Annotated in this window: 17 protein-coding genes and 1 tRNA gene; 12 read left to right on the top strand and 6 right to left on the bottom strand. The window is 67.1% G+C overall.

Translation table 11 applies throughout. The annotated features are described in order from the left end of the window. The first annotated feature begins 1 nt into the window (after nt 1). From EYS42_RS06535 to EYS42_RS06525, 3 genes are all read left to right on the top strand, one after another. A complete protein-coding gene (locus EYS42_RS06535) occupies nt 2–1,132 on the top strand; it encodes a protein-glutamate methylesterase/protein-glutamine glutaminase (protein WP_130967033.1) in 1,131 nt (376 codons plus the stop codon). 145 nt (nt 1,133–1,277) lie between these two features. After that, nucleotides 1,278–1,619, top strand: coding sequence for a hypothetical protein (locus EYS42_RS06530; RefSeq protein ID WP_130967032.1), 342 nt, complete (start codon nt 1,278–1,280; stop codon nt 1,617–1,619). Between the two features lie 87 nt (nt 1,620–1,706). Continuing rightward, nucleotides 1,707–2,684 (top strand): DHH family phosphoesterase, encoded by a 978-nt coding sequence (locus EYS42_RS06525; protein ID WP_130967031.1) that lies wholly within the window; start codon nt 1,707–1,709, stop codon nt 2,682–2,684. Between the two features lie 3 nt (nt 2,685–2,687). Here EYS42_RS06525 and EYS42_RS06520 read toward each other — a convergent pair whose 3' ends face one another. Then, nucleotides 2,688–3,593: an alpha/beta fold hydrolase gene (locus EYS42_RS06520; protein WP_130967030.1), complete on the bottom strand. Its 906-nt coding sequence runs from the start codon at nt 3,591–3,593 to the stop codon at nt 2,688–2,690. Between the two features lie 163 nt (nt 3,594–3,756). Here EYS42_RS06520 and EYS42_RS06515 point away from each other — a divergent pair, with 163 nt between their 5' ends. From EYS42_RS06515 to EYS42_RS06500, 4 genes are all read left to right on the top strand, one after another. Beyond that, the gene (locus tag EYS42_RS06515; RefSeq protein WP_245503531.1) at nt 3,757–4,932 is read left to right on the top strand and encodes an efflux RND transporter periplasmic adaptor subunit; all 1,176 of its coding nucleotides are present in this window, start codon (nt 3,757–3,759) and stop codon (nt 4,930–4,932) included. A 10-nt stretch (nt 4,933–4,942) separates the two neighbouring features. Next, a complete protein-coding gene (locus tag EYS42_RS06510; protein WP_130967029.1) occupies nt 4,943–8,029 on the top strand; it encodes an efflux RND transporter permease subunit in 3,087 nt (1,028 codons plus the stop codon). A gap of 165 nt (nt 8,030–8,194) precedes the next feature. After that, a complete protein-coding gene (locus tag EYS42_RS06505) occupies nt 8,195–9,355 on the top strand; it encodes a fatty acid desaturase family protein (RefSeq protein ID WP_165456646.1) in 1,161 nt (386 codons plus the stop codon). Further along, nucleotides 9,348–10,469, top strand: coding sequence for a flavin reductase family protein (locus EYS42_RS06500; RefSeq protein WP_165456645.1), 1,122 nt, complete (start codon nt 9,348–9,350; stop codon nt 10,467–10,469). The genes EYS42_RS06505 and EYS42_RS06500 overlap by 8 nt, the downstream gene beginning before the upstream one ends. A gap of 87 nt (nt 10,470–10,556) precedes the next feature. On the opposite strand, the gene EYS42_RS06495 is transcribed toward EYS42_RS06500, so the two are convergent. Continuing rightward, on the bottom strand, nt 10,557–11,741 hold the full coding sequence (locus tag EYS42_RS06495) for an acetyl-CoA C-acyltransferase family protein (protein WP_130967026.1): 1,185 nt from the start codon (nt 11,739–11,741) through the stop codon (nt 10,557–10,559). 142 nt (nt 11,742–11,883) lie between these two features. Between EYS42_RS06495 and pgl the strand changes: the two genes are divergently transcribed. Then, nucleotides 11,884–12,645: a 6-phosphogluconolactonase gene (pgl, locus tag EYS42_RS06490; RefSeq protein ID WP_130967025.1), complete on the top strand. Its 762-nt coding sequence runs from the start codon at nt 11,884–11,886 to the stop codon at nt 12,643–12,645. Between the two features lie 21 nt (nt 12,646–12,666). On the opposite strand, the gene EYS42_RS06485 is transcribed toward pgl, so the two are convergent. Next, a complete protein-coding gene (locus EYS42_RS06485) occupies nt 12,667–13,965 on the bottom strand; it encodes a hemolysin family protein (RefSeq protein ID WP_130967024.1) in 1,299 nt (432 codons plus the stop codon). A gap of 72 nt (nt 13,966–14,037) precedes the next feature. On the opposite strand from EYS42_RS06485, the gene EYS42_RS06480 reads away from it, so the two are divergent. Then, complete coding sequence (locus tag EYS42_RS06480) at nt 14,038–14,865, top strand: symmetrical bis(5'-nucleosyl)-tetraphosphatase (RefSeq protein ID WP_130967023.1); 828 nt, start codon at nt 14,038–14,040, stop codon at nt 14,863–14,865. A 50-nt stretch (nt 14,866–14,915) separates the two neighbouring features. Then, nucleotides 14,916–15,005 (top strand) — tRNA-Ser (locus EYS42_RS06475). A gap of 60 nt (nt 15,006–15,065) precedes the next feature. Here EYS42_RS06475 and EYS42_RS06470 read toward each other — a convergent pair. Continuing rightward, entirely contained in the window at nt 15,066–15,266 is a 201-nt protein-coding gene (locus EYS42_RS06470) for a hypothetical protein (RefSeq protein WP_130967022.1), read from the bottom strand. A gap of 96 nt (nt 15,267–15,362) precedes the next feature. Next, nucleotides 15,363–15,548 carry a hypothetical protein gene (locus EYS42_RS06465; protein ID WP_130967021.1) on the bottom strand — a complete coding sequence of 62 codons (186 nt, stop codon included), beginning with the start codon at nt 15,546–15,548 and terminating at the stop codon, nt 15,363–15,365. 98 nt (nt 15,549–15,646) lie between these two features. On the opposite strand from EYS42_RS06465, the gene EYS42_RS06460 reads away from it, so the two are divergent. Next, nucleotides 15,647–16,060 (top strand): hypothetical protein, encoded by a 414-nt coding sequence (locus EYS42_RS06460; RefSeq protein ID WP_130967020.1) that lies wholly within the window; start codon nt 15,647–15,649, stop codon nt 16,058–16,060. Here EYS42_RS06460 and EYS42_RS06455 read toward each other — a convergent pair. Further along, nucleotides 16,000–17,217 carry an MFS transporter gene (locus EYS42_RS06455; protein ID WP_165456644.1) on the bottom strand — a complete coding sequence of 406 codons (1,218 nt, stop codon included), beginning with the start codon at nt 17,215–17,217 and terminating at the stop codon, nt 16,000–16,002. The genes EYS42_RS06460 and EYS42_RS06455 overlap by 61 nt on opposite strands. 117 nt (nt 17,218–17,334) lie before the next feature. Here EYS42_RS06455 and EYS42_RS06450 point away from each other — a divergent pair, with 117 nt between their 5' ends. Then, nucleotides 17,335–18,237: a LysR family transcriptional regulator gene (locus EYS42_RS06450; RefSeq protein ID WP_130967374.1), complete on the top strand. Its 903-nt coding sequence runs from the start codon at nt 17,335–17,337 to the stop codon at nt 18,235–18,237. Nucleotides 18,238–18,253 lie beyond the last annotated feature (16 nt).

Genomic DNA, 18,253 nt, shown 5'->3' with positions numbered 1-18,253 from the left:
CATGCGAAGCGGACGCATCAAGGCCATGGTGGTCGACGACTCGGCGGTGGTCCGCCAGGTGGTGGGCGGCCTGCTGCAGGCCGACCCTGCCATCGAATTGCTGGGCACGTATTCGGACCCGCTGTTTGCCATGCGCGCCATGGAGCAGCATTGGCCCGACGTGATCGTGCTGGATGTGGAAATGCCACGCATGGACGGCATCACCTTCCTGCGCCAGATCATGGGCAAACGGCCCACGCCGGTGGTGATCTGCTCCACATTGACCACCAAAGGTGCGCCCACCACGCTGGAGGCGCTGCAGGCCGGTGCCTTCGAGATCGTGGAAAAGCCGACCACCGGCCTGAAGGACCACCTGCAAAGCAGCGGGCAGCACCTGGTCAACACCGTCAAGGCGGCTGCGGGCGCCAACATGACCGCGCTGTCGCGCAGGGCGTCTGCCCCTGCGGCGCCGGCGCCCGTGCCAACCGCGCGCCATGCGGACCCTGCGGGCCAGACCGTGCACGCCGCAGCCCTGCTGGGCACGCCCGTGCAGCGCGCCATGGTCGAGACCACCGAACGCATCGTGGCCATCGGCACCTCGACCGGGGGCACACAGGCCCTGGAGGTGCTGCTGGGGCGCCTGCCCCTGAACTGCCCGGGCGTGGTGGTGGTGCAGCACATGCCCGAACAGTTCACCCAGGCCTTTGCTTCACGGCTGGATTCGGTGTGCCAGATCCGTGTGAAACAGGCCGACGACGGCGACCGTGTGCTGCCCGGCCAGGCCTTGATCGCACCGGGCGGGCGCCACCTGCAGGTGCGCCGGCAAGGGGCCTACTACTACGCCGTCATCAAGGACGGCCCGCCCGTGTCGCGCCACCGCCCCAGCGTGAACGTGCTGTTCACCTCGGTGGCCCAGTGCGCTGGCCGCAACGCCACCGGCATCATCATGACCGGCATGGGCGACGACGGCGCACGGGGCCTGCTCGAGATGCACCAGGCCGGCGCCATCACCTATGCGCAAGACGAAGCCAGCTGCGTGGTGTTCGGCATGCCCAAGGAGGCCATCAAGCTCGGTGCAGCCGACCACGTCATGCCGCTCGACCAATTGCATGAGGCGGTGCTGGGCAAGGTGCCGCAGCGTGCACGGGCCTGAACGCAAGCGCCTGAACGCAAAGACCTGATTCAGGGGGGCTCCCCCCCGTCCTGGGGCACTCGCCAGCGGGGGTTACAAGAGGTTGCGATTTCTCTAACATCCGTGTGACGTTCAGAGACACGCACACCTTGTTCAGGTTCACCCCATGACCCACGCCTTTGCCCCCTTGCAGCTCGTGAGCCACCTGGCTCGCAAGCTCGTGGCCGGCCGACAGGCGAGCCCCGACACCCTGGGGCGCTGGTCGGTCCTTTACATCGACCCCAACGGCCAGCTGCAGAAAGTGGTGGCCGATGTGCAGGGCTATGCCCCGCACGACCGAACCGTGCTGCTGCAGGCTGCGCCGCGTGGCGACGGTCAGGGTGGCCAGGGGCTGCTGCGTGTCAAGCTCAACCGGATCGCCGAGGCGGTCGAGGTGCACAGCGGCCGCCGCGTGCTGCTCGATCGCTGGGTGAGTTTCGTGATGCAGCGCCGCGCCCTGGCGGCCTGATTGCGCTTATCCTTGAAGGTTGCGGGGCCCATGCGGCCCCTTCCTGCGTTCTGTCGGCTTCGTGCCGGCCTCAACCTTCGGCGCACCATGAGCACTGGTCTTTTCACCTCCCTGCCCGGGCTGGCGGTTCAGCCGTCCCGCGATGACCCCAACCCCCTGGTGCTGTATCACGGCAAGTGCCCCGATGGTTTTGGCGCTGCGCTGGCCGCCTGGTTGTATTTCGACGGGCAGGGCGAGTACGTGGGCGTGAGCCACGGCAAGGTCGGCAGCCTCGAAGACCTGCCCCCGGTGCAGGGCCGTGCGGTGTACATCCTCGACTTCTCGTTCGAGACTGGCATCATGCAGGCGCTCGACGAGCAGGCCGCCAAACTGGTCATGCTCGACCACCACAAGAGCGCCTACGACAAGCTGGGCCAGTTCCAGTGCCGATGCGGCGCGATCCACTTCGACATGAACCAGTCGGGGGCCATGCTGGCCTGGAAGTTCTTCTTCCCCGAGCGGGCCGTCCCCGATCTGGTGCGCTTCATCCAGGACCGCGACCTCTGGACCTGGGCTTTCCCCGACAGCGCAGCCTTCCTGGCCGCACTTGACCTGGAGCCCAACGAGTTCGAGCGCTGGGCCCAGATCGCCGCCTTCACCCCGGAAGAGTCGGCCGCCTTCACCCAGCGCGGCACGGCCATGAACGAGAAGTTCCTGGCCCTGTGCAAGGACATCTCCGAGGGGGCAGCCCCGTTGGTCTTCGACGGCCACACCGGCGTGATGGTGAACTGCCCCGGCGCCTTCACCAGTGAAGTGGGCAACATGCTGTCGGCGCAGTGCGGCACCTTTGCCCTGCTGTGGAGCGTCTCGAAAGACGGCACCGTGAAGGTGGGCCTGCGTGCCCAGGCCCCGTTCAATGCCATCCCGCTGGCCGAGGCCATGGGCGGTGGCGGGCACCCGCTGGCCTGCGGTTTCCGCATGGGCAAGGAGCGCCTGCCCGAATTGCTGTCGGGCACCTTCTGGTCCAATTCCGCGCGTGGGGCCGAGCAGGCCAGCCAGGCCGCGGCCGACCTGGCCCAGAGCTGAGTTTCAGCGGGCCTCGTTGAACCAGACCTGCAGCCGTCGGGCTGCAGCGTCCGGGTCGCACTGCATGAAACAGTGGTTGCCCGGAAACTCTTCCACCGTGACCTGCCGGTTGCTGGCGCCTAACTGGCGCGCCGACGGCAGGATGAATGGGAAGCTGTCGCTGGCGTGCAGCAGCAGCGTGGGCGTGTTCACGCGGCGCAGGGCCGACCACAGGCCCACCGGCGCACTGGCGAACACCTCGGCCTCTCGGCTGGGCGGGCATTTCAACTCCACCCCTTCGCCGTTGGCGGCTGGGCGCAGGGCGTGCTCGCCGAAGGCGGCCAGCGCCTCGTCGCTCCAGCCCTTGTAGGTGCCGCGGCCTCGCAGGCTGTCGATGGCGTCTTGCCGGCTGGGCCATTGGTGGCGGCGCTTGCGGGCCGCGCGGGCCAGCGGGCTGTGTTGCGCCATGCCGGTGGCTTCGGCCATCGTCATGGCCAGGGCCATGGCCGCCGGGAAGATCACCGGGTCCATCACGGCGGCGCGCTGGAACAGGGCGGGGCGCTCGGCCATCATCAGCAGGGTGAGCACGCCCCCGAAGCTGTGGCCCAGCGCGATGCGCGGCACGGCCCCGAAGGGCTTGCGCAGCGTCTCGAAGGCGTCGGCCGCCAGGGCCGCATTGAGGTTCCAGCCCTTGAAGCGCCCGCCCAGGTCGGTGTCGCCGTGGCCCTGCACGTCACACAGCCACAGGTCGACATGGGCCGACAACCGGCGCAGCAAGGGCTCGTACACCCGTCCGCAAAAGCTGTTGCCGTGCAGAACGTGCAGCAAAGGTTTGCCGCTGGGCACCGAGTGCCAGCCCCGCAGGGTGAAATCGTGCCCGGTGTCCCAGGCCCAGGGTTGCAGATCCAGCGGGCGGTTGGTGGCGGTCATGGGTGAGGGCCTGCAGACCCCAGAGGGTCGGCGATGAGTGCACATGCACTACCATCTTGCCACGCGCACCACCGCGGTGCTGACGCAGCCGCCGCATGTCGTCCGGGAACCCCAGTCTGTGCGGTATGGTGGCGGGCTGCCCCATTTTCACCTTCAGGGAACCATGTCGAAGCCCTCGTTCTGCAAACGCATGAAGCCTGTGTTCACCTTCGCCTGCACCGGCGCCTTGGCTGTTTGGCTCTCGGCTTGCGGTTCAGACACCTCGGCCCCGGCGGGCGCTGCCAGCGCCGCATCGGCGGCCAAGGCGGCGCTCACGGTGCAGACCGTGCGGCCCGAACGCAGCGAGTGGGTGGCCCAGTTGTCGGCCCATGGCGCAGTAGCTCCCTGGCAGGAAGTCATCGTGGGCGCCGAGGTGGGTGGCGTGCGCCTGACCGACGTGCTGGTCAATGTGGGTGACGTGGTGCGCAAGGGCCAGTTGCTCGCCGTGCTGCGGCAGGACGGGCTGCAGGCTGAACTGCTGGCGCTGCGTGCCCAGGTCAGCGAAGCGCAGGCCCTGCAGTTCGAGGCTCAGGCCAATGCCGAGCGTTCGCGCACCTTGCGCGACAGCGATGCCGTCAGCGCCCAGGAGTTGCAGCGCGCCTTGACGGCCCTGCAGACTGCCCAGGCCCGTGTCGAGGCCCTGAAAGCCCAGGTGGCCGCCCAGGAACTGCGCCTGGGGCAAAGCCGCATCGTGGCCCCTGACGATGGCCTGATTTCCAGCCGTGCAGCCACCGCCGGCAGCACCGCCCAACCCGGGCAGGAGCTGTTCCGCCTGATCCGTCAGGCCCGCCTGGAGTGGCGGGCTGAAGTGCCGTCGGCCGATCTGGCACGCATTCGCCCGGGCATGGACGTGGTATTGCAAGGCCCTGCCGGTGCGCCGGTGACGGGCCGGGTGCGGGCTGTGGCCCCGACGGTCGACGCCAGCACGCGCAACGGCATGGTGCAGGTCGACCTGCCCGTGGCAGCCACCCAGGCCAGCGGCCTGAAGGCCGGCATGTTCGCCAGCGGCCGCTTCGAGATCACCCGCAGCGCCGCGTTGCACCTGCCGCAGACGGCCGTGCTGCTCAAAGATGGGTTCGCCTACGTCTTCGTGGTGCGCGACGGTGTGGCCCAGCAGGCCAAGGTGCAGGTCGGTCGCCGCCAGGGTGATCGCGTCGAAGTGGTGCAGGGCCTGGAGGCCAACACCGATGTGGTGGCCGCCGGCGTGGGCTTCCTGGTCGATGGTGACCCGGTGCGCGTGGTGGGTTCTGCTCAGGGGGCTGCATCGGCTGCATCGGCCACCGCCGCCGCTGCCCGCTGAAAGGTCGCGCATGAACGTTTCGACCTGGTCGATCCGGAACCCGATTCCGGCCATCCTGCTGTTCATCGTGCTGTCGCTCGTGGGCCTGCTGGGCTTCGAGCGCATGAAGATCCAGAACTTCCCCGACATCGACCTGCCCACCGTGGTGGTCACGGCTTCGCTGCCCGGGGCTGCGCCGGCCCAGCTCGAAACCGAGGTGGCCCGCAAGATCGAGAACTCGATCGCCACGCTGCAGGGCGTCAAGCACATCTACACCAAGGTGCAAGATGGAGTGGCCACCGTGTCGGCCGAATTCCGCCTGGAAAAGCCCACGCAGGAAGCGGTCGACGACGTGCGCGACGCGGTGTCCCGCATCCGCGCCGACCTGCCTGGTGACCTGCGCGACCCGGTCATCACCAAGATGAACCTGGCCGGCACGCCGGTGCTGACCTACACGCTGGCCTCACCTCGCATGGACGAAGAGGCCCTGTCCTGGTTCATCGACAACACCCTCACCAAGCAGATGCTCACCGTCAAGGGCGTGGGCAGCGTGTCTCGGGTGGGTGGGGTCACGCGGGAGGTGCGCGTGGCGCTCGACCCCGCCCGCATGCTGGCCCTGCAGGTGACGGCGGCCGACATATCCCGCCAGTTGCGCAGCATCCAGCAGGACGCCTCGGGCGGCCGCATGGACCTGGCGCGTGGCGAACAGGCCGTGCGCACCGTGGGCACGGTGTCGTCGGCCGAAGAGCTGGCGCGCCTGGACATCACCCTGGCCGACGGGCGCCGTGTGCGCCTGGGCGACGTGGCCGATGTGCAGGACACCGTGGCCGAACGCCGCACCACCGCCCAGCTCGACGGCAAGCCCGTGGTGGCCTTCGAGATCGTGCGCGCCCTCAAGGCCGGCGAGGTCGATGTGGCCCAGGGCGTGGCCGCCCGGCTGGACGAGATCCGCAAGGCCCATCCCGACCTGGTCATCACCGAGGCCTTCAACTTCGTCACCCCGGTCGAAGAAAACTACGAAGGCTCGATGTACCTGCTGTACGAAGGCGCTTTCCTGGCCATCGTGGTGGTGTGGTTCTTCCTGCGTGACTGGCGGGCCACGCTGGTGTCGGCCACGGCCTTGCCCTTGTCGGTGCTGCCGGCTTTCGGCGTCATGTATTTCTCGGGCTTCAGCATCAACGTGGTGACGCTGCTGTCGCTGTCGCTGGTGGTGGGCATCCTGGTCGACGACGCCATCGTCGAGATCGAAAACATCATGCGCCACCTGCGCATGGGCAAGACGCCACTGGAAGCCGCACGCGAGGCGGCCGACGAGATCGGTCTGGCCGTGATCGCCACCACCTTCACCCTGATCGCCGTGTTCCTGCCCACCGCCTTCATGAGCGGCGTGGCCGGCAAGTTCTTCGTGCAGTTCGGCTGGACGGCGGCCATTGCCGTGTTCTTCTCGCTGGTGGTCGCCCGCATGCTCACGCCCATGATGGCGGCCTACCTGCTCAAGCCACCGCGCCATGAGGAAAGCGAGCCCCGCTGGATGAGCATCTACCTGGTCTGGGCCGCCTGGTGCCTCAAGCACCGGCTGCTGACCATGCTGGCCGTGGTGGGCTTCACCGTGGGCAGCTTCTTCCTGGTCACCCAGCTTCCCACGGGCTTCATCCCGCCCGACGACCTGTCGCAAACCCAGGTCACACTGACGCTGCCGCCGGGTAGCACGCTGGCGCAGACCCAGGCCGTGGCCGAGCAGGCCCGCCAGGTGGTGTCGCGCCACCCACAGGTGAAGATGGTGTACACCACCATCGGCGGCGGTGCCGCGGGCTCTGACCCCTTCATGTCGATGGGCGTGTCGGAAGTGCGCAAGGCCGTGCTGACGCTGAACATGACCCACCGCAACGAGCGCCCGGGCATCAGCAAGCAGGACATCGAAGGCGACCTGCGCAAGGCCCTGGTCGACCTGCCGGGTGTGCGCGTGAACATCGGCTTTGGCGGCTCGGCCGAAAAGTACGTGCTGGTGCTGGCCAGCGAAGACGGCGAGGCGCTGGGGCGCCATGCCGAAGTGGTGGCGCGCGAGTTGCGCACCATCCCCGGCATCGGCAATGTCACCAGCACCTCCAGCCTGGTGCGCCCTGAACTGATCATCCGCCCTGACCCGGCCCGTGCTGCCGATCTGGGTGTCAGCACCGCGGCCATGGCCGATGCCATCCGTGTGGCCACCCTGGGCGATTTCGACCAGTCGCTGGCCAAGCTCAACCTCAGCCAGCGTCAGGTGCCGATCGTGGTGCGCCTGAAAGACGAGGCCCGCACCGACCTGGAGCTGCTCTCGCGCCTGCCCGTGCCCGGCGCGCGCGGCCCTGTGCCGCTGGGCAATGTGGCCGACCTGTCGCTGGGCAGTGGCCCGGCCCAGATCGACCGCTACGACCGGCAGCGCAACATCAACTTCGAGGTCGAGCTGAACCAGCAGCCCCTGGGCGAGGTCGAGCGTCAGGCCCTGGCCTTGCCCAGCCTGAAAAAGCTGCCCCCCGGCGTGATGGTCACGGCCGTGGGCGATGCCGAGGCCATGGGCGAGCTGTTCGCCAGCTTCATGCTGGCCATTGGCACCGGCGTGCTGTGCATCTACATCGTGCTGGTGTTGCTGTTCAAGGGTTTCGTGCAGCCGCTCACCATCCTGGTGGCGCTGGTGCTGTCGGTGCCTGGCGCCTTCCTGGCGCTGTACGTCACGCACACGGCCTTCAGCATGCCCGCCATGATCGGCATGATCATGCTGATGGGCATCGCCACCAAGAACTCCATCTTGCTGGTCGATTACGTGCTGATCGCTCGGCACGAGCATGGCCTGAGCCGCTGGGAAGCCGTGATCGACGGGTGCCGCAAGCGCGCCCGCCCCATCGTCATGACCACCATCGCCATGGGTGCCGGCATGATGCCGATCGCCCTGGGCATTGGCGTCGACCCCAGCTTCCGGGCGCCCATGGCCATCGTCGTGATCGGCGGCCTGATCACCTCGACCTTCCTGAGCCTGCTGGTGATCCCGGTGGTGTTCACGCTGGTCGATGACCTGGTGGGCCTGCTCAACCGCCGCCGCGCTTTGCCAGCGGCTGGCCCGGAGCTTCGCCAGACGCCTTGAACCCTCGAATCGGTGCCTCCGGCTGGCGGTTTTCCAACCGTCTGTTGCAGGGGGGCTAGGGGATAGTCATTGGCCGGTATATTCCGGCGGCCTGTTACGCTCGCGCGCCAGACAACTGCTTGGTTGTCATGGCAGATGGCCCCCGCTCGCTTTCGCATTCCAAACATGAATCAACATCCCACTGAACAGGCTGCTGTGGCCAGTGCCCAGCTGGCCCTGTACGACCAGATCGAGGCCGAATTCGAGGCCATCAAGCGCAAGTACCGCGAGCAGCTGGGCCCTGACGATGTGGCGTACATCAAGGGGTTGCGCAGCTGGTCGCGCCGCTTCGAGGTGCTAGGGCGTGGCCTGCTGTGGGTCAGCAAAGAGCCCATCATGTTCTCGCTGGGCGTGTTCTTCGTCTGGTTGCACCGCAACATCGAAGCCATCGAAATCGGGCACAACGTGCTGCATGGGCAGTACGACGGCTTCCCCGAGATCCCGCAGTTCCACTCGCGCAATTTCAAGTGGAAGGCTCCGGTGGACGAAGAGGGCTGGCGCCGCGAACACAACGCGCTGCACCATGTGCACACCAATGTGTTCGAGAAGGACCCCGACCTGAACCACGGCATCCTGCGCATGAACGACCAGACGCCGTGGAACCCCATTCACCGCTGGCAGGTGCCCATCTACCTGCTGTGGGTGTACCCGCAGATTTTGTACGGGTTCAACAACCAGAACCTGGGGTTCGGCCAGCGTGACCGTGCCAGGAAGTTCCCCGAGGGCAACAAGGGCTACGCCACGGTCGACCACCCGGGCCAGACGGTGGCCGATCTTGAAAAGCGCCGCTGGCGCTCGGTGCTGCGCGTGACCTTCAAGGAATACCTGGTGTTCCCCTTGCTGGCTCTCGCCACGGGGTTCTCGTTCTGGAAGGTGTTCCTGGGCAACATGCTGGCCGATGGCATCAACAATTACTGGATCGCGATGACCATCCAGGCCACCCACTTCACGGCACCCCTGCAACCTGAAGAGGCCTTGAAGCACCGCGGCCACTGGTACATCAGCCAGCTCGATTCGTCGGTCAACTTCAAGGGCTCGCGCCGCATGAGCATCTTGTGGGGCCACCTGAATTACCAGGTCGAGCACCACCTGTTCCCCGACATCCCGTCGCGCCATTACCCGGCCATGTCGAAAGACGTGCGTGCCGTGTGCCAGAAGTACGGTCTGAACTACCAGGTCAACAAGACCTGGGGCCATGCCATTCGCAACTACGTGGCGCACATGTGGAAGTTCTCGAAGAAGCCCGAGGCCGACACGGGCCTGGGCGCTGGGGCTCGCCATGCTTGAGCGCACCCTGAACGCGGCCAGCCGCTGGGCCCTCGACCGTGTGGGCCACGAGCGCGTGGACTATGTGGTCAGCAACACCATGACCGAGTTCAACCGCAAGGTCATGCCCTTTTTGTGGACCTACGAGCTCAAGGCCGTGGTCGAGCAGGTGCTCGATGAAGCCACCGACGTGAAGACCTTCGTGCTGCGCCCGAACCAGCACTGGCAGGGCATGCTGGCCGGCCAGCACATCGAGGTACATGCCGAACTGAACGGGCAGGTGCACCACCGCTGCTACAGCCCCTCGGCCCGACCCGATGGCCGCATCTCGATCACCGTCAAGCGCCAGCCGGGCGGTGTGGTGTCGGAGTGGCTGCACACGCAGGTGCGTGCCGGCCAGGTGCTGAACCTGGGCAAGCCGCGAGGCCGATTCACCCTGGGCGATCAGCCCAAGGTGCTGATGCTGGCGGCCGGTTCGGGCATCACGCCCATCCATTCGATGATCACGCACCTGCTGTCGCGCCCGCTGGCGCAACGGCCCGACGTGAAGGTGATGGCGCAGTTCCGCCATGCCGACGACATCGTCTTCCAGCCCGACCTGCGTGACTGGGGCGCCCTGGGCCTGCCCGTGACGGTGGCTCTGAGCCAGCCGCAGGGCGTGACCGAAACCGATGGCCTGAAGGTGGTCACCCGCCTGGACGCCACCCAGATCATCCGCCGCTGCCCCGACGTGGCCCAGCGCCACGTGTACCTGTGCGGGCCTGACGGTTTCATGCAGCAGATGCTGGCCACGCTGGCCGAACTGGGCGTGCCGCAACGGAACATCCACACCGAGCGCTTCGAGATCGCCACCGCGGTTCAGCCCCCGGGCACCGACATCGACCTGGAAGGTGCCGAGGTGGTGTTCGAGCACATCAACATGGCCATCACCTTGAGCAAGGCCGACCAGGGCAAGACCTTGCTGCAGCTGGCCAACGAGCATGGCCTGCACCTGGAGCAAGGCTGTGGCAAGGGGGCCTGCGGCACCTGCAAGCTCACGGTGCACGAAGGCGAGGTCTGTGGCAACGTGCTGGGCAGCAGCGTGTACCTGTGCACCAGCTTCCCGGCCTCGCGCACGCTGGTGCTGGGCGCCTGACACGCTCTTTCACACCTGTCAGGGCTTGCGCCCAGGCCATGAAAAAGGGCTCCCGAGGGAGCCCTTTGCTTCGTCAGCGCGCCAGGATCACAGGCGTTCGATGACCATGGCAATGCCCTGGCCGCCACCAATGCACATGGTGATCAGCGCGTAGCGACCGCCGGTGCGTTGCAGTTCATAGATGGCCTTGGTGGTCAGGATGGCGCCGGTGGCACCCACAGGGTGGCCCAGCGAGATGCCCGAACCGTTGGGGTTGGTCTTGTCGGCGGGGAAACCCATTTCCTTGGACACGGCGCAGGCCTGGGCTGCAAAGGCTTCGTTCGACTCGATCAGGTCCAGGTCGGACACCTTCAGACCGGCCTTTTCCAGGGCCAGCTTCGAAGCGGGCACCGGGCCGATGCCCATGTACTCGGGCTCGACGCCAGCGTGGGCGTAGGACACCAGGCGGGCCAGGGGCTTGAGGCCCAGGGCCTTGGCCTTCTCGGCGCTGGCCATGACCACGGCGGCGGCACCGTCGTTCAGGGTCGAGGCATTGCCGGCCGTGACCGTGCCTTCTTCCTTCTTGAAGGCGGGTTTCATCTTGCCCAGCGCTTCGGTGGTGGTGTCGGCCTTCACGCCTTCGTCGGTGTCGAACAGCACCACGCCCTTGCGGGTCTTCAGTTCCACCGGAACGATCTGGTCCTTGAACAGGCCAGCGGCAATGGCCTTGGCGGCACGGGCTTGCGACTCGGTGGCGTAGGCGTCCTGCTGTTCGCGGCTGATGCCGTGGCGGGCGGCCACGTTTTCAGCGGTGATGCCCATGTGGATGTGCAGGCGGGGGTCATGCAGGGCGCCCAGCATGAAGTCCAGCATCTTGACGTCGCCCATGCGAGCGCCCCAGCGGTTGCTGGTGACCAGGTAAGCGCCACGGCTCATGGATTCGGCACCGGCGCCGATGGCCACGTCGCAGTCACCCAGCAGGATGGCCTGGGCGGCCGACACCACGGCCTGCAGGCCCGAACCGCACAGGCGGTTCACGTTGAAGGCGGGGGCCTCTTGCGGCACACCGGCGTTCAGGGCCGCCACACGGCTGATGTAGGCGTCTTGCGGCACGGTGGGGATCACGCTGCCCATGACGACATGGCCGACGTCCTGGGGCTTCACACCTGCACGCTCCAGCGCGGTCTTGATGACCAGGGCACCCAGGTCGGCCGGGGGGATGTCCTTGAGCGAGCCACCGAAAGAGCCAATGGCGGTGCGGGCTGCGCCCACGAAGACGACTTCACGAGTCATGGTGAGGGTTCCTTGAGAGAGGGGTCAAAAGGTGAACGGTGCCGCGCCAGGTGATCTGGCTCGGAACATTGTCAGATTATCGCGCCAACCGGCGCACTCGGGTGCGCTTGTTTCAACAGGCGGGCCGTCCTAGACTGCCTGCATGCCATGCCTGTCTGTTCACGCCAGCCCGGTGCTGCACACACGCCCCGATGCGCATGCCTTGGCCCATGCGGTGGCCCAGGCCGTGGCCGTTGGCCTGCAGGAGGCGCTCAGCGCAGGGCGCCGCGCCTCGCTGGTGGTCTCAGGGGGCAAAACCCCTGTGGCCATGTGGCAGGTGCTGCGCGACCTGCCGCTGGAGTGGGCGAGGGTGGACATCACCTTGGCCGACGAGCGGTGGGTGTCGCCGGATCACCCCGACAGCAATGGCGGCCTGGTGCAGCAGCACCTGCTGCAAGGGCGGGCCGCCTCGGCCTGCTGGTGGCCGCTGTACAACGGCCTGCCGCTGGCCGAGGCCTTGTCGGTGCAGGAGGCCTTGTTCCGTGCCCACTGGCGCCAACCCTTTGACGTGGTGGTGCTGGGCATGGGGGCCGATGCGCACACGGCCTCGTGGTTTCCTGGCGGCCAATGGCCTGAAGGCACGGGGTGGTTCATGGAGGTGCCTGCGCCGGCTGCACCCAATGTGGCGCAGCCGCGCCTGAGCTTCACGCCCGCGGCCTTGCTGGGCGCCCGGCACCTGCTGGTGCACACCCAGGGTGCCGACCGACAGGCCGTGCTGGCCCAGGCCATGATGCCACCGCCCGAGGGCGTCGAGGCGCAGGCGCAGTGGGTGTCACAACTTCCGATTGCCAGGGCATTGTGGGGGAGGGAAAGGGCCCGTGAGCCCTTGGCCCTGCCACCCACAGCGGTGTATTTCGCGCCTTGAGCGTGGGTCGATGTCCGGTGTTCAGTCGCCCTGGACCTCGGCCAGCCGCGAGGCCAGCACCTTGTCGATGCGCTTGCCGTCCATGTCGACCACCTCGAAGCGCCAGCCGTCCCATTCCACCTGGTCGGTGGTGCGGGGCAGGCGGCCCAGCAGCATCATCACCAGTCCGGCCAGGGTGTTGTAGCGACCACGGTCTTCATCGGGCAGCTCCTTCATCTCCAGGCGGTCTTTCAGCTCGGGCACCGGGATCAGGCCGTCGATCAGCCACGAGCCGTCGTCGCGCTGCACGGCCCAGGCGTTGTCTTCTTCCTCGGTGTTGAACTCGCCCGTGATGGCTTCCAGCACGTCGCGCAGCGTGATGACACCTTGCACTTCGCCGTATTCATCGACCACGAACACCATCTGCGAGCTCGAGGCGCGGAAGTGCTCCAGCAGCTCCATGCCCGACAGGGTCTCGGGCACGAACACGGCTGGCTGCATGCCTTGCTCCACGCTGGCGGTGCCAGCCGTGGCCATCTGCGTGAGCAACTCCTGGGCCGTGATCACACCCACCACATCGTCCAGGCTGCCGCGGCACACCGGGTAGCGCGAGTGTCCGTGCTCGGTGATCACGGCCAGGTTCTCGGCCAGCGGTGCTTCCAGGTTTAGCCAGGCCATGTCCGAGCGCGGGATCATCATGGAGCCAATCTGGCGGTCGTCCAGGCGGAACACATTGCGCACCATCTGGTGCTCGTGGGCCTCGATCACACCGGCATCCAGGCCTTCTTCCAGGCTGGCCGCGATCTCTTCTTCGGTCACGCTGCGGTTGCCGTTGTCCTTGATGCCCATCAGGCGCAGGGTGGCGTCTGTGGCGAAGGTGAGCAGCTTCACGAAGGGCTTGGTCAGGCTGGACAGCCAGCGCATGGGGATGGCCACCACGCGGGCCACCGGTTCGGGGTACATCTGGCCAATGCGCTTGGGCACCAGCTCACCGAAGATGATGGTGGCGAAGGTGATCACGATGACCACCAGGGCCGTGGCCGTGATGCTGGCGAAAGGTGCCACCACGGGCACATTGGCTGTCAGCCATTGCGCCAGTGGTGCCGAGAATGCAGCTTCACCGACGATACCGTTGAGCACGCCGATCGAGGTGATGCCGATCTGAACGGTGGACAGGTACTGCGTGGGGTTGTCCTGAAGGTCCATGGCGGCCTGGGCGCCATCGTCGCCGGCTTCGGTCATGACCTGCAGGCGGGCCTTGCGGCTGGAGGCCAGAGCCATTTCGGACATGGCAAAAAGGCCGTTGAGGAAGATCAGGAAAAGCAGTAACGCGAGGTCCATGAGGGGCACCAGCAAACGCTGGGCCAGCAGTGATGAGGTCGCCGATTTTACAGAATCCCTGAAAATGCCGGGATGATCTATCTGCTTGGTGACCTGCAAGGCTGCGGCAACCCGCTGGAACGCCTGCTCGACGAGGTGGCGTTTTCGCCTTCGAGAGACCACCTGTATGTGCTGGGTGACCTGGTGAACCGGGGCCCCGATTCATTGGGTGTGTTGCAGCGCCTGCGGGCGCTGGAGGGCGCGGCCACCTGCCTGCTGGGCAACCACGACCTGCACCTGCTGGCCGTGGCTCATGGGGTGCGGCAGCCCCACCGCAGCGACACGCTGGGCCCCATCCTGAATGCGCCCGACCGTGACGACTGGCTGAACTGGCTGCGCCAGCAGAAGCTGGCCGTGTGCGCCCATGGCTGGCTGATGGTGCATGCGGGCGTGCTGCCGCAGTGGGACACCGCCCAGACCCTGGCCCTGGCCGCCGAGGTGGAGGCCATGCTGCAAGGCCCTGACCTCGCCACCTTCCTGCCGCAGATGTACGGCAATACCCCGGCGCAATGGCACGATGGCCTGCAAGGCGTGGCGCGCTGGCGCTGTGTGGTGAACGCCCTGACACGGCTGCGATTTTGCAGCGCCGACGGCACCATGGAGTTCGCCACCAAGGAAGGCGTGGGCGGGGCCCCCGAGGGCTACATGCCCTGGTTCGAGGTGCCCGGCCGGCGCACCGCGCAGCAACCGGTCGCTTTTGGCCATTGGTCCACGCTGGGCCTGATCAACCGCGACAACCTGCTGGCACTCGACACCGGCTGCGTGTGGGGCGGCCAGCTCACGGCGGTGCGCCTCACGCCCGAAGGGCGCGAGGTGGTGCAGGTGCCTTGTGAACAGGCGTTGCAACCAGGCAAGCACTGAGCGTTTGGCCCAGATCTGCCTGCGCTTGGCCCTACAATGCGCAGCTTGAAGGGTGTGTGGCCGAGTGGTTGAAGGCACCGGTCTTGAAAACCGGCGAACGTTTGCGCGTTTCGTGAGTTCGAATCTCACCGCACCCGCCAAATGCAAACCCTCTGATGTTTTGTGACGTCAGAGGGTTTTTCCATTTCGCAGACCGCCGCTCAGAGCCCCGCCTGCTTCAATCGGTTCGCGTGGGGCACATACAGGGCCACCGGGTGCGGTGCAAAGGGGCCGATCAGGCCCAGCACCTGGTCCCGCATGGTCAGGCGCAGCAGCTGCACCAACGCATCCGAGGGGTCCAGCGGGTTGGTGATCTGGCGCGTGGCCGATGACGAGTACCAGCGGATCGGGTGCCCTGCCACGCTGGGCGACTTCGGGCCCCTGGCCGCAAAGGGTGGCTGCGGCCGCTAACGAGGCGCTGTCGGGCGAGGGCGTGCCCGTGGCCTGCCCCAGCAATTTCATGGCCGGGCCGCCCACTGCTGCAGTTGCTGCACCAGCTCTTCGCCCCGGAACTCGGTGGTCTGGGCCGGGTTGACCCGAGCGATGTCGACCGTGGCCCCCTCGCGGCGCAGTGCCTCAGGGATGCGACAGAAGTAGTCAACACCCAGGACATTTTCAAAGCCGGTGAAGCTGTGAACCAGCACGATGGGATGGTTCCACCATGTGGTGATGCGCGATGCCGGGTCAGGTCAAGGATGCGGCGGGTTAAGCTGGGTGCGATTTTTCTGACCCGATGCACCCCATGAACCAACTGATCCTGGGCGACCGCCTGTTCACCATCACCCGCCTGGTGCTGGATCTGACGGGCCGTCAGGCCACGCTCGACATCGAAACCGATGGGGGGCCCTACGTGTACCACCACGGCTTTGTGCTGGACACGCTGGACCCGGCCGCGCTGGGCGGGCAGGTGCTGGACCTGAGCCCGGGGGCCGAGCCTCGCCATGACGATGAGCCCTATGTGTTCGTTCAGGGACACGAGCCGCTGCACCGTTGCGTGTTGAAGTTCGGTGCCTTCAATGGCCAGCGGCTGGAGTTGATGCTGGAGGCCTGGTGGGCTGCCGAGGGAGATCAGTCCGCCCTGACGCCCCTGGCCTGTCACGGCTGGGCCGATGTGCTCACCCCGCAGGGCGCGGCTGAGGGCTGGCCGCTGGCCTGAGCCAGCGCCCTGTTCACGCTGCGCAGCAGCCCCATGAAGGCCAGCAGCATGGCCGCCAGGCCCGCACACAGGCCGAGCCAGCCGCCGTGGTCCCACAGCCAGCCGGCCGCGTAACCGAACACACTCGAGCCCACGTAGTAGCTCAGCAGGTACAGGGCTGTGGCCTGGCTTCGGTGCGGGCCGCTGTCCTGGCCGACACGCCCAGAGCACAGCGCGTGCAGTGTGAAGAAGCCCCAGGTCATGAGGCACAGCGCCAGCACGAAGCTGCCCAGGTGCGGCAGAGGGCTGATGACCAGGCCCAGACCCGTCAGGCCGCAGGCCGCCCATTGCACGCGGGCCCAGCCCCAGCGCCGCACCCAGCGCCCGCTCAGGCTGGACGAGGCCACACCGCACAGGTAGCACAGGAAGATCAGGCCCACCTGGGTGGTGCTCAGGCCAAAGGGCTCGCCCAGCAGCCGAAACCCGGCGTAGTTGTAGGTGGCCACGAACAGGCCGGAAGCCAGCCCACCGCACAGGAACAGGCGCCACAGCGTGGGGTGGGTGCGCAGCCAGGGCCAGGGCTTGGCTGATGCCTTCCGGGCCTGGGCCACCGTGGGACGCTGTGGCATGGCCCAGGCCACCACCGCCCACACCACCAGGGCCCCTGCGGCATGCAGGGTCAGGGCTTCTCGCCAGCCCAGCCAGTCGCTCAAGGCCGAGACACCCACACGACCGCTCATGCCGCCCAGGGCGGTGCCCGCCACATAAAGGCCCATGCCGGTGGCCAGGCGAGCCGGTGGTGTGGTGTCGGCCACATAGGCCATGGCCGTGGCAGGCACCGCGCCCAGGCACAGGCCCAGCACAGCCCGACACAGCACCAGCGTCCACCAGTGCGGGCTCCAGGCCGAGGCCAGCTGGCAGGCCATCGACAGGGCAAGGGCCCCCAGCATCAAGCTGCGTCGGTCGATGCCCTGTGCTTTCCAGGCCGTCAGCACGATGGACACGGCCAGCGTGGCGGTGGAGGACGACAAGGCCAGTGCACTGTCGGCCGGGCCGATGGCAAAGGCCTGGGCAAACACCGGCAGCAGGGGCTGCACGCCGTACAGCAGCGAGAAGCTGAGAAAGCCGATCAGGAAGGGGGCCAGGTCGGCACGGGTGCGTTCAACAGACAAGGCCACGGCAGCAGACGGCAAAGCGTTATCAAGGCAAGGCCTGCATTGTGGGAAGCCCCTTTGGCATATGTCCAATATATTGTTCGACTGGTATGGATATGTGAAACATATGAGGTTGCCATGATGGAGCTGCGTCACCTTCGATACTTTCTGGCCGTGGCCGACGAGGGCAATGTCACGCGGGCGGCAGCGCGCCTGGGCATCAGCCAGCCGCCCTTGAGCCAGCAGCTCAAGGAGCTGGAGGGCTGGCTGGGCGTGACGCTGTTCGTGCGTTCTCCCCAGGGCATGCAGCTCACGGCGGCTGGTGAAGCTTTCCAGGCCGAGGCCTTGCGCACCATGCAGGCGGCCGAGGTGGCGCGCCATGCGGCCGTGCGCGCAGCGCAGGGGCACACCGGGGTGCTGCGCGTGGGGTTCACCGGCTCTGCCTCGTTCCACCCGGCGGTGGCGGGCACCTTGCGGGATTTCCGTCGGCAGTGGCCACAGGTGCAACTGGAGCTGACCGAAACCAACACCACGCGCCTGACCGCCCACCTGAACCAGGGCCGCCTGGACTGCGCCTTCCTGCGCCCCGGGGCCAGCCTGACCGAGCCCCTGCAGGTGCTGAGACTGAAGGACGAAGCCATGAAGGTGGTGCTGCCCGTGTCGCACCCCCTGGCACACCTGCGGCGTGTGGGCCTGGCGCGGCTGGCGCACGACCCCTGGGTGCTGTTTCCCCGGTCGGTGGGCCTGAGCCTGTACGACGCCATCCTGGCGGCTTGCCAGCGGGCGGGTTTCGAACCACGGGTGGAGCAGACCGCGCCACAGATGGCCTCGGTCATTCACCTGGTGGCGGCCGAGATGGGCGTGTCGGTGGTCACGGCCTCGATGGGCCAGGTGCAGGCCCCGGGGGTGGTCTACCTCGACATCGTGGGCGCGGCACCCAAGGCCACCTTGGGGCTGGCCCGGCTGCCTGGTGAGCCGTCGCCCTGTGCGGCCAACTTCTGGCGCGTGTTCGACGAGGGCTGGCGCCTGGGGCGCAAGGCCTGATCGTTATCCACAGTTT

This window comes from Aquabacterium lacunae (assembly GCF_004310865.1).
Taxonomy (GTDB): Bacteria; Pseudomonadota; Gammaproteobacteria; order Burkholderiales; family Burkholderiaceae_C; genus Aquabacterium; species Aquabacterium lacunae.
The sequence above is the reverse complement of the archived record's forward strand: the minus strand, read 5'-3'. Positions and strand labels throughout refer to the sequence as shown.

Coding starts and splice junctions, on each gene's coding strand:
- EYS42_RS06530 (WP_130967032.1), top strand. CDS start 1,278: ATGACCCACGCCTTTGCCCCCTTGCAGCTCGTGAGCCACCTGGCTCGC.
- EYS42_RS06525 (WP_130967031.1), top strand. CDS start 1,707: ATGAGCACTGGTCTTTTCACCTCCCTGCCCGGGCTGGCGGTTCAGCCG.
- EYS42_RS06480 (WP_130967023.1), top strand. CDS start 14,038: ATGATCTATCTGCTTGGTGACCTGCAAGGCTGCGGCAACCCGCTGGAA.
- EYS42_RS06505 (WP_165456646.1), top strand. CDS start 8,195: ATGAATCAACATCCCACTGAACAGGCTGCTGTGGCCAGTGCCCAGCTG.
- pgl (WP_130967025.1), top strand. CDS start 11,884: ATGCCATGCCTGTCTGTTCACGCCAGCCCGGTGCTGCACACACGCCCC.
- EYS42_RS06450 (WP_130967374.1), top strand. CDS start 17,335: ATGGAGCTGCGTCACCTTCGATACTTTCTGGCCGTGGCCGACGAGGGC.
- EYS42_RS06510 (WP_130967029.1), top strand. CDS start 4,943: ATGAACGTTTCGACCTGGTCGATCCGGAACCCGATTCCGGCCATCCTG.
- EYS42_RS06495 (WP_130967026.1), bottom strand. CDS start 11,741: ATGACTCGTGAAGTCGTCTTCGTGGGCGCAGCCCGCACCGCCATTGGC.
- EYS42_RS06520 (WP_130967030.1), bottom strand. CDS start 3,593: ATGACCGCCACCAACCGCCCGCTGGATCTGCAACCCTGGGCCTGGGAC.
- EYS42_RS06515 (WP_245503531.1), top strand. CDS start 3,757: ATGTCGAAGCCCTCGTTCTGCAAACGCATGAAGCCTGTGTTCACCTTC.
- EYS42_RS06460 (WP_130967020.1), top strand. CDS start 15,647: ATGAACCAACTGATCCTGGGCGACCGCCTGTTCACCATCACCCGCCTG.
- EYS42_RS06500 (WP_165456645.1), top strand. CDS start 9,348: ATGCTTGAGCGCACCCTGAACGCGGCCAGCCGCTGGGCCCTCGACCGT.
- EYS42_RS06535 (WP_130967033.1), top strand. CDS start 2: ATGCGAAGCGGACGCATCAAGGCCATGGTGGTCGACGACTCGGCGGTG.
- EYS42_RS06485 (WP_130967024.1), bottom strand. CDS start 13,965: ATGGACCTCGCGTTACTGCTTTTCCTGATCTTCCTCAACGGCCTTTTT.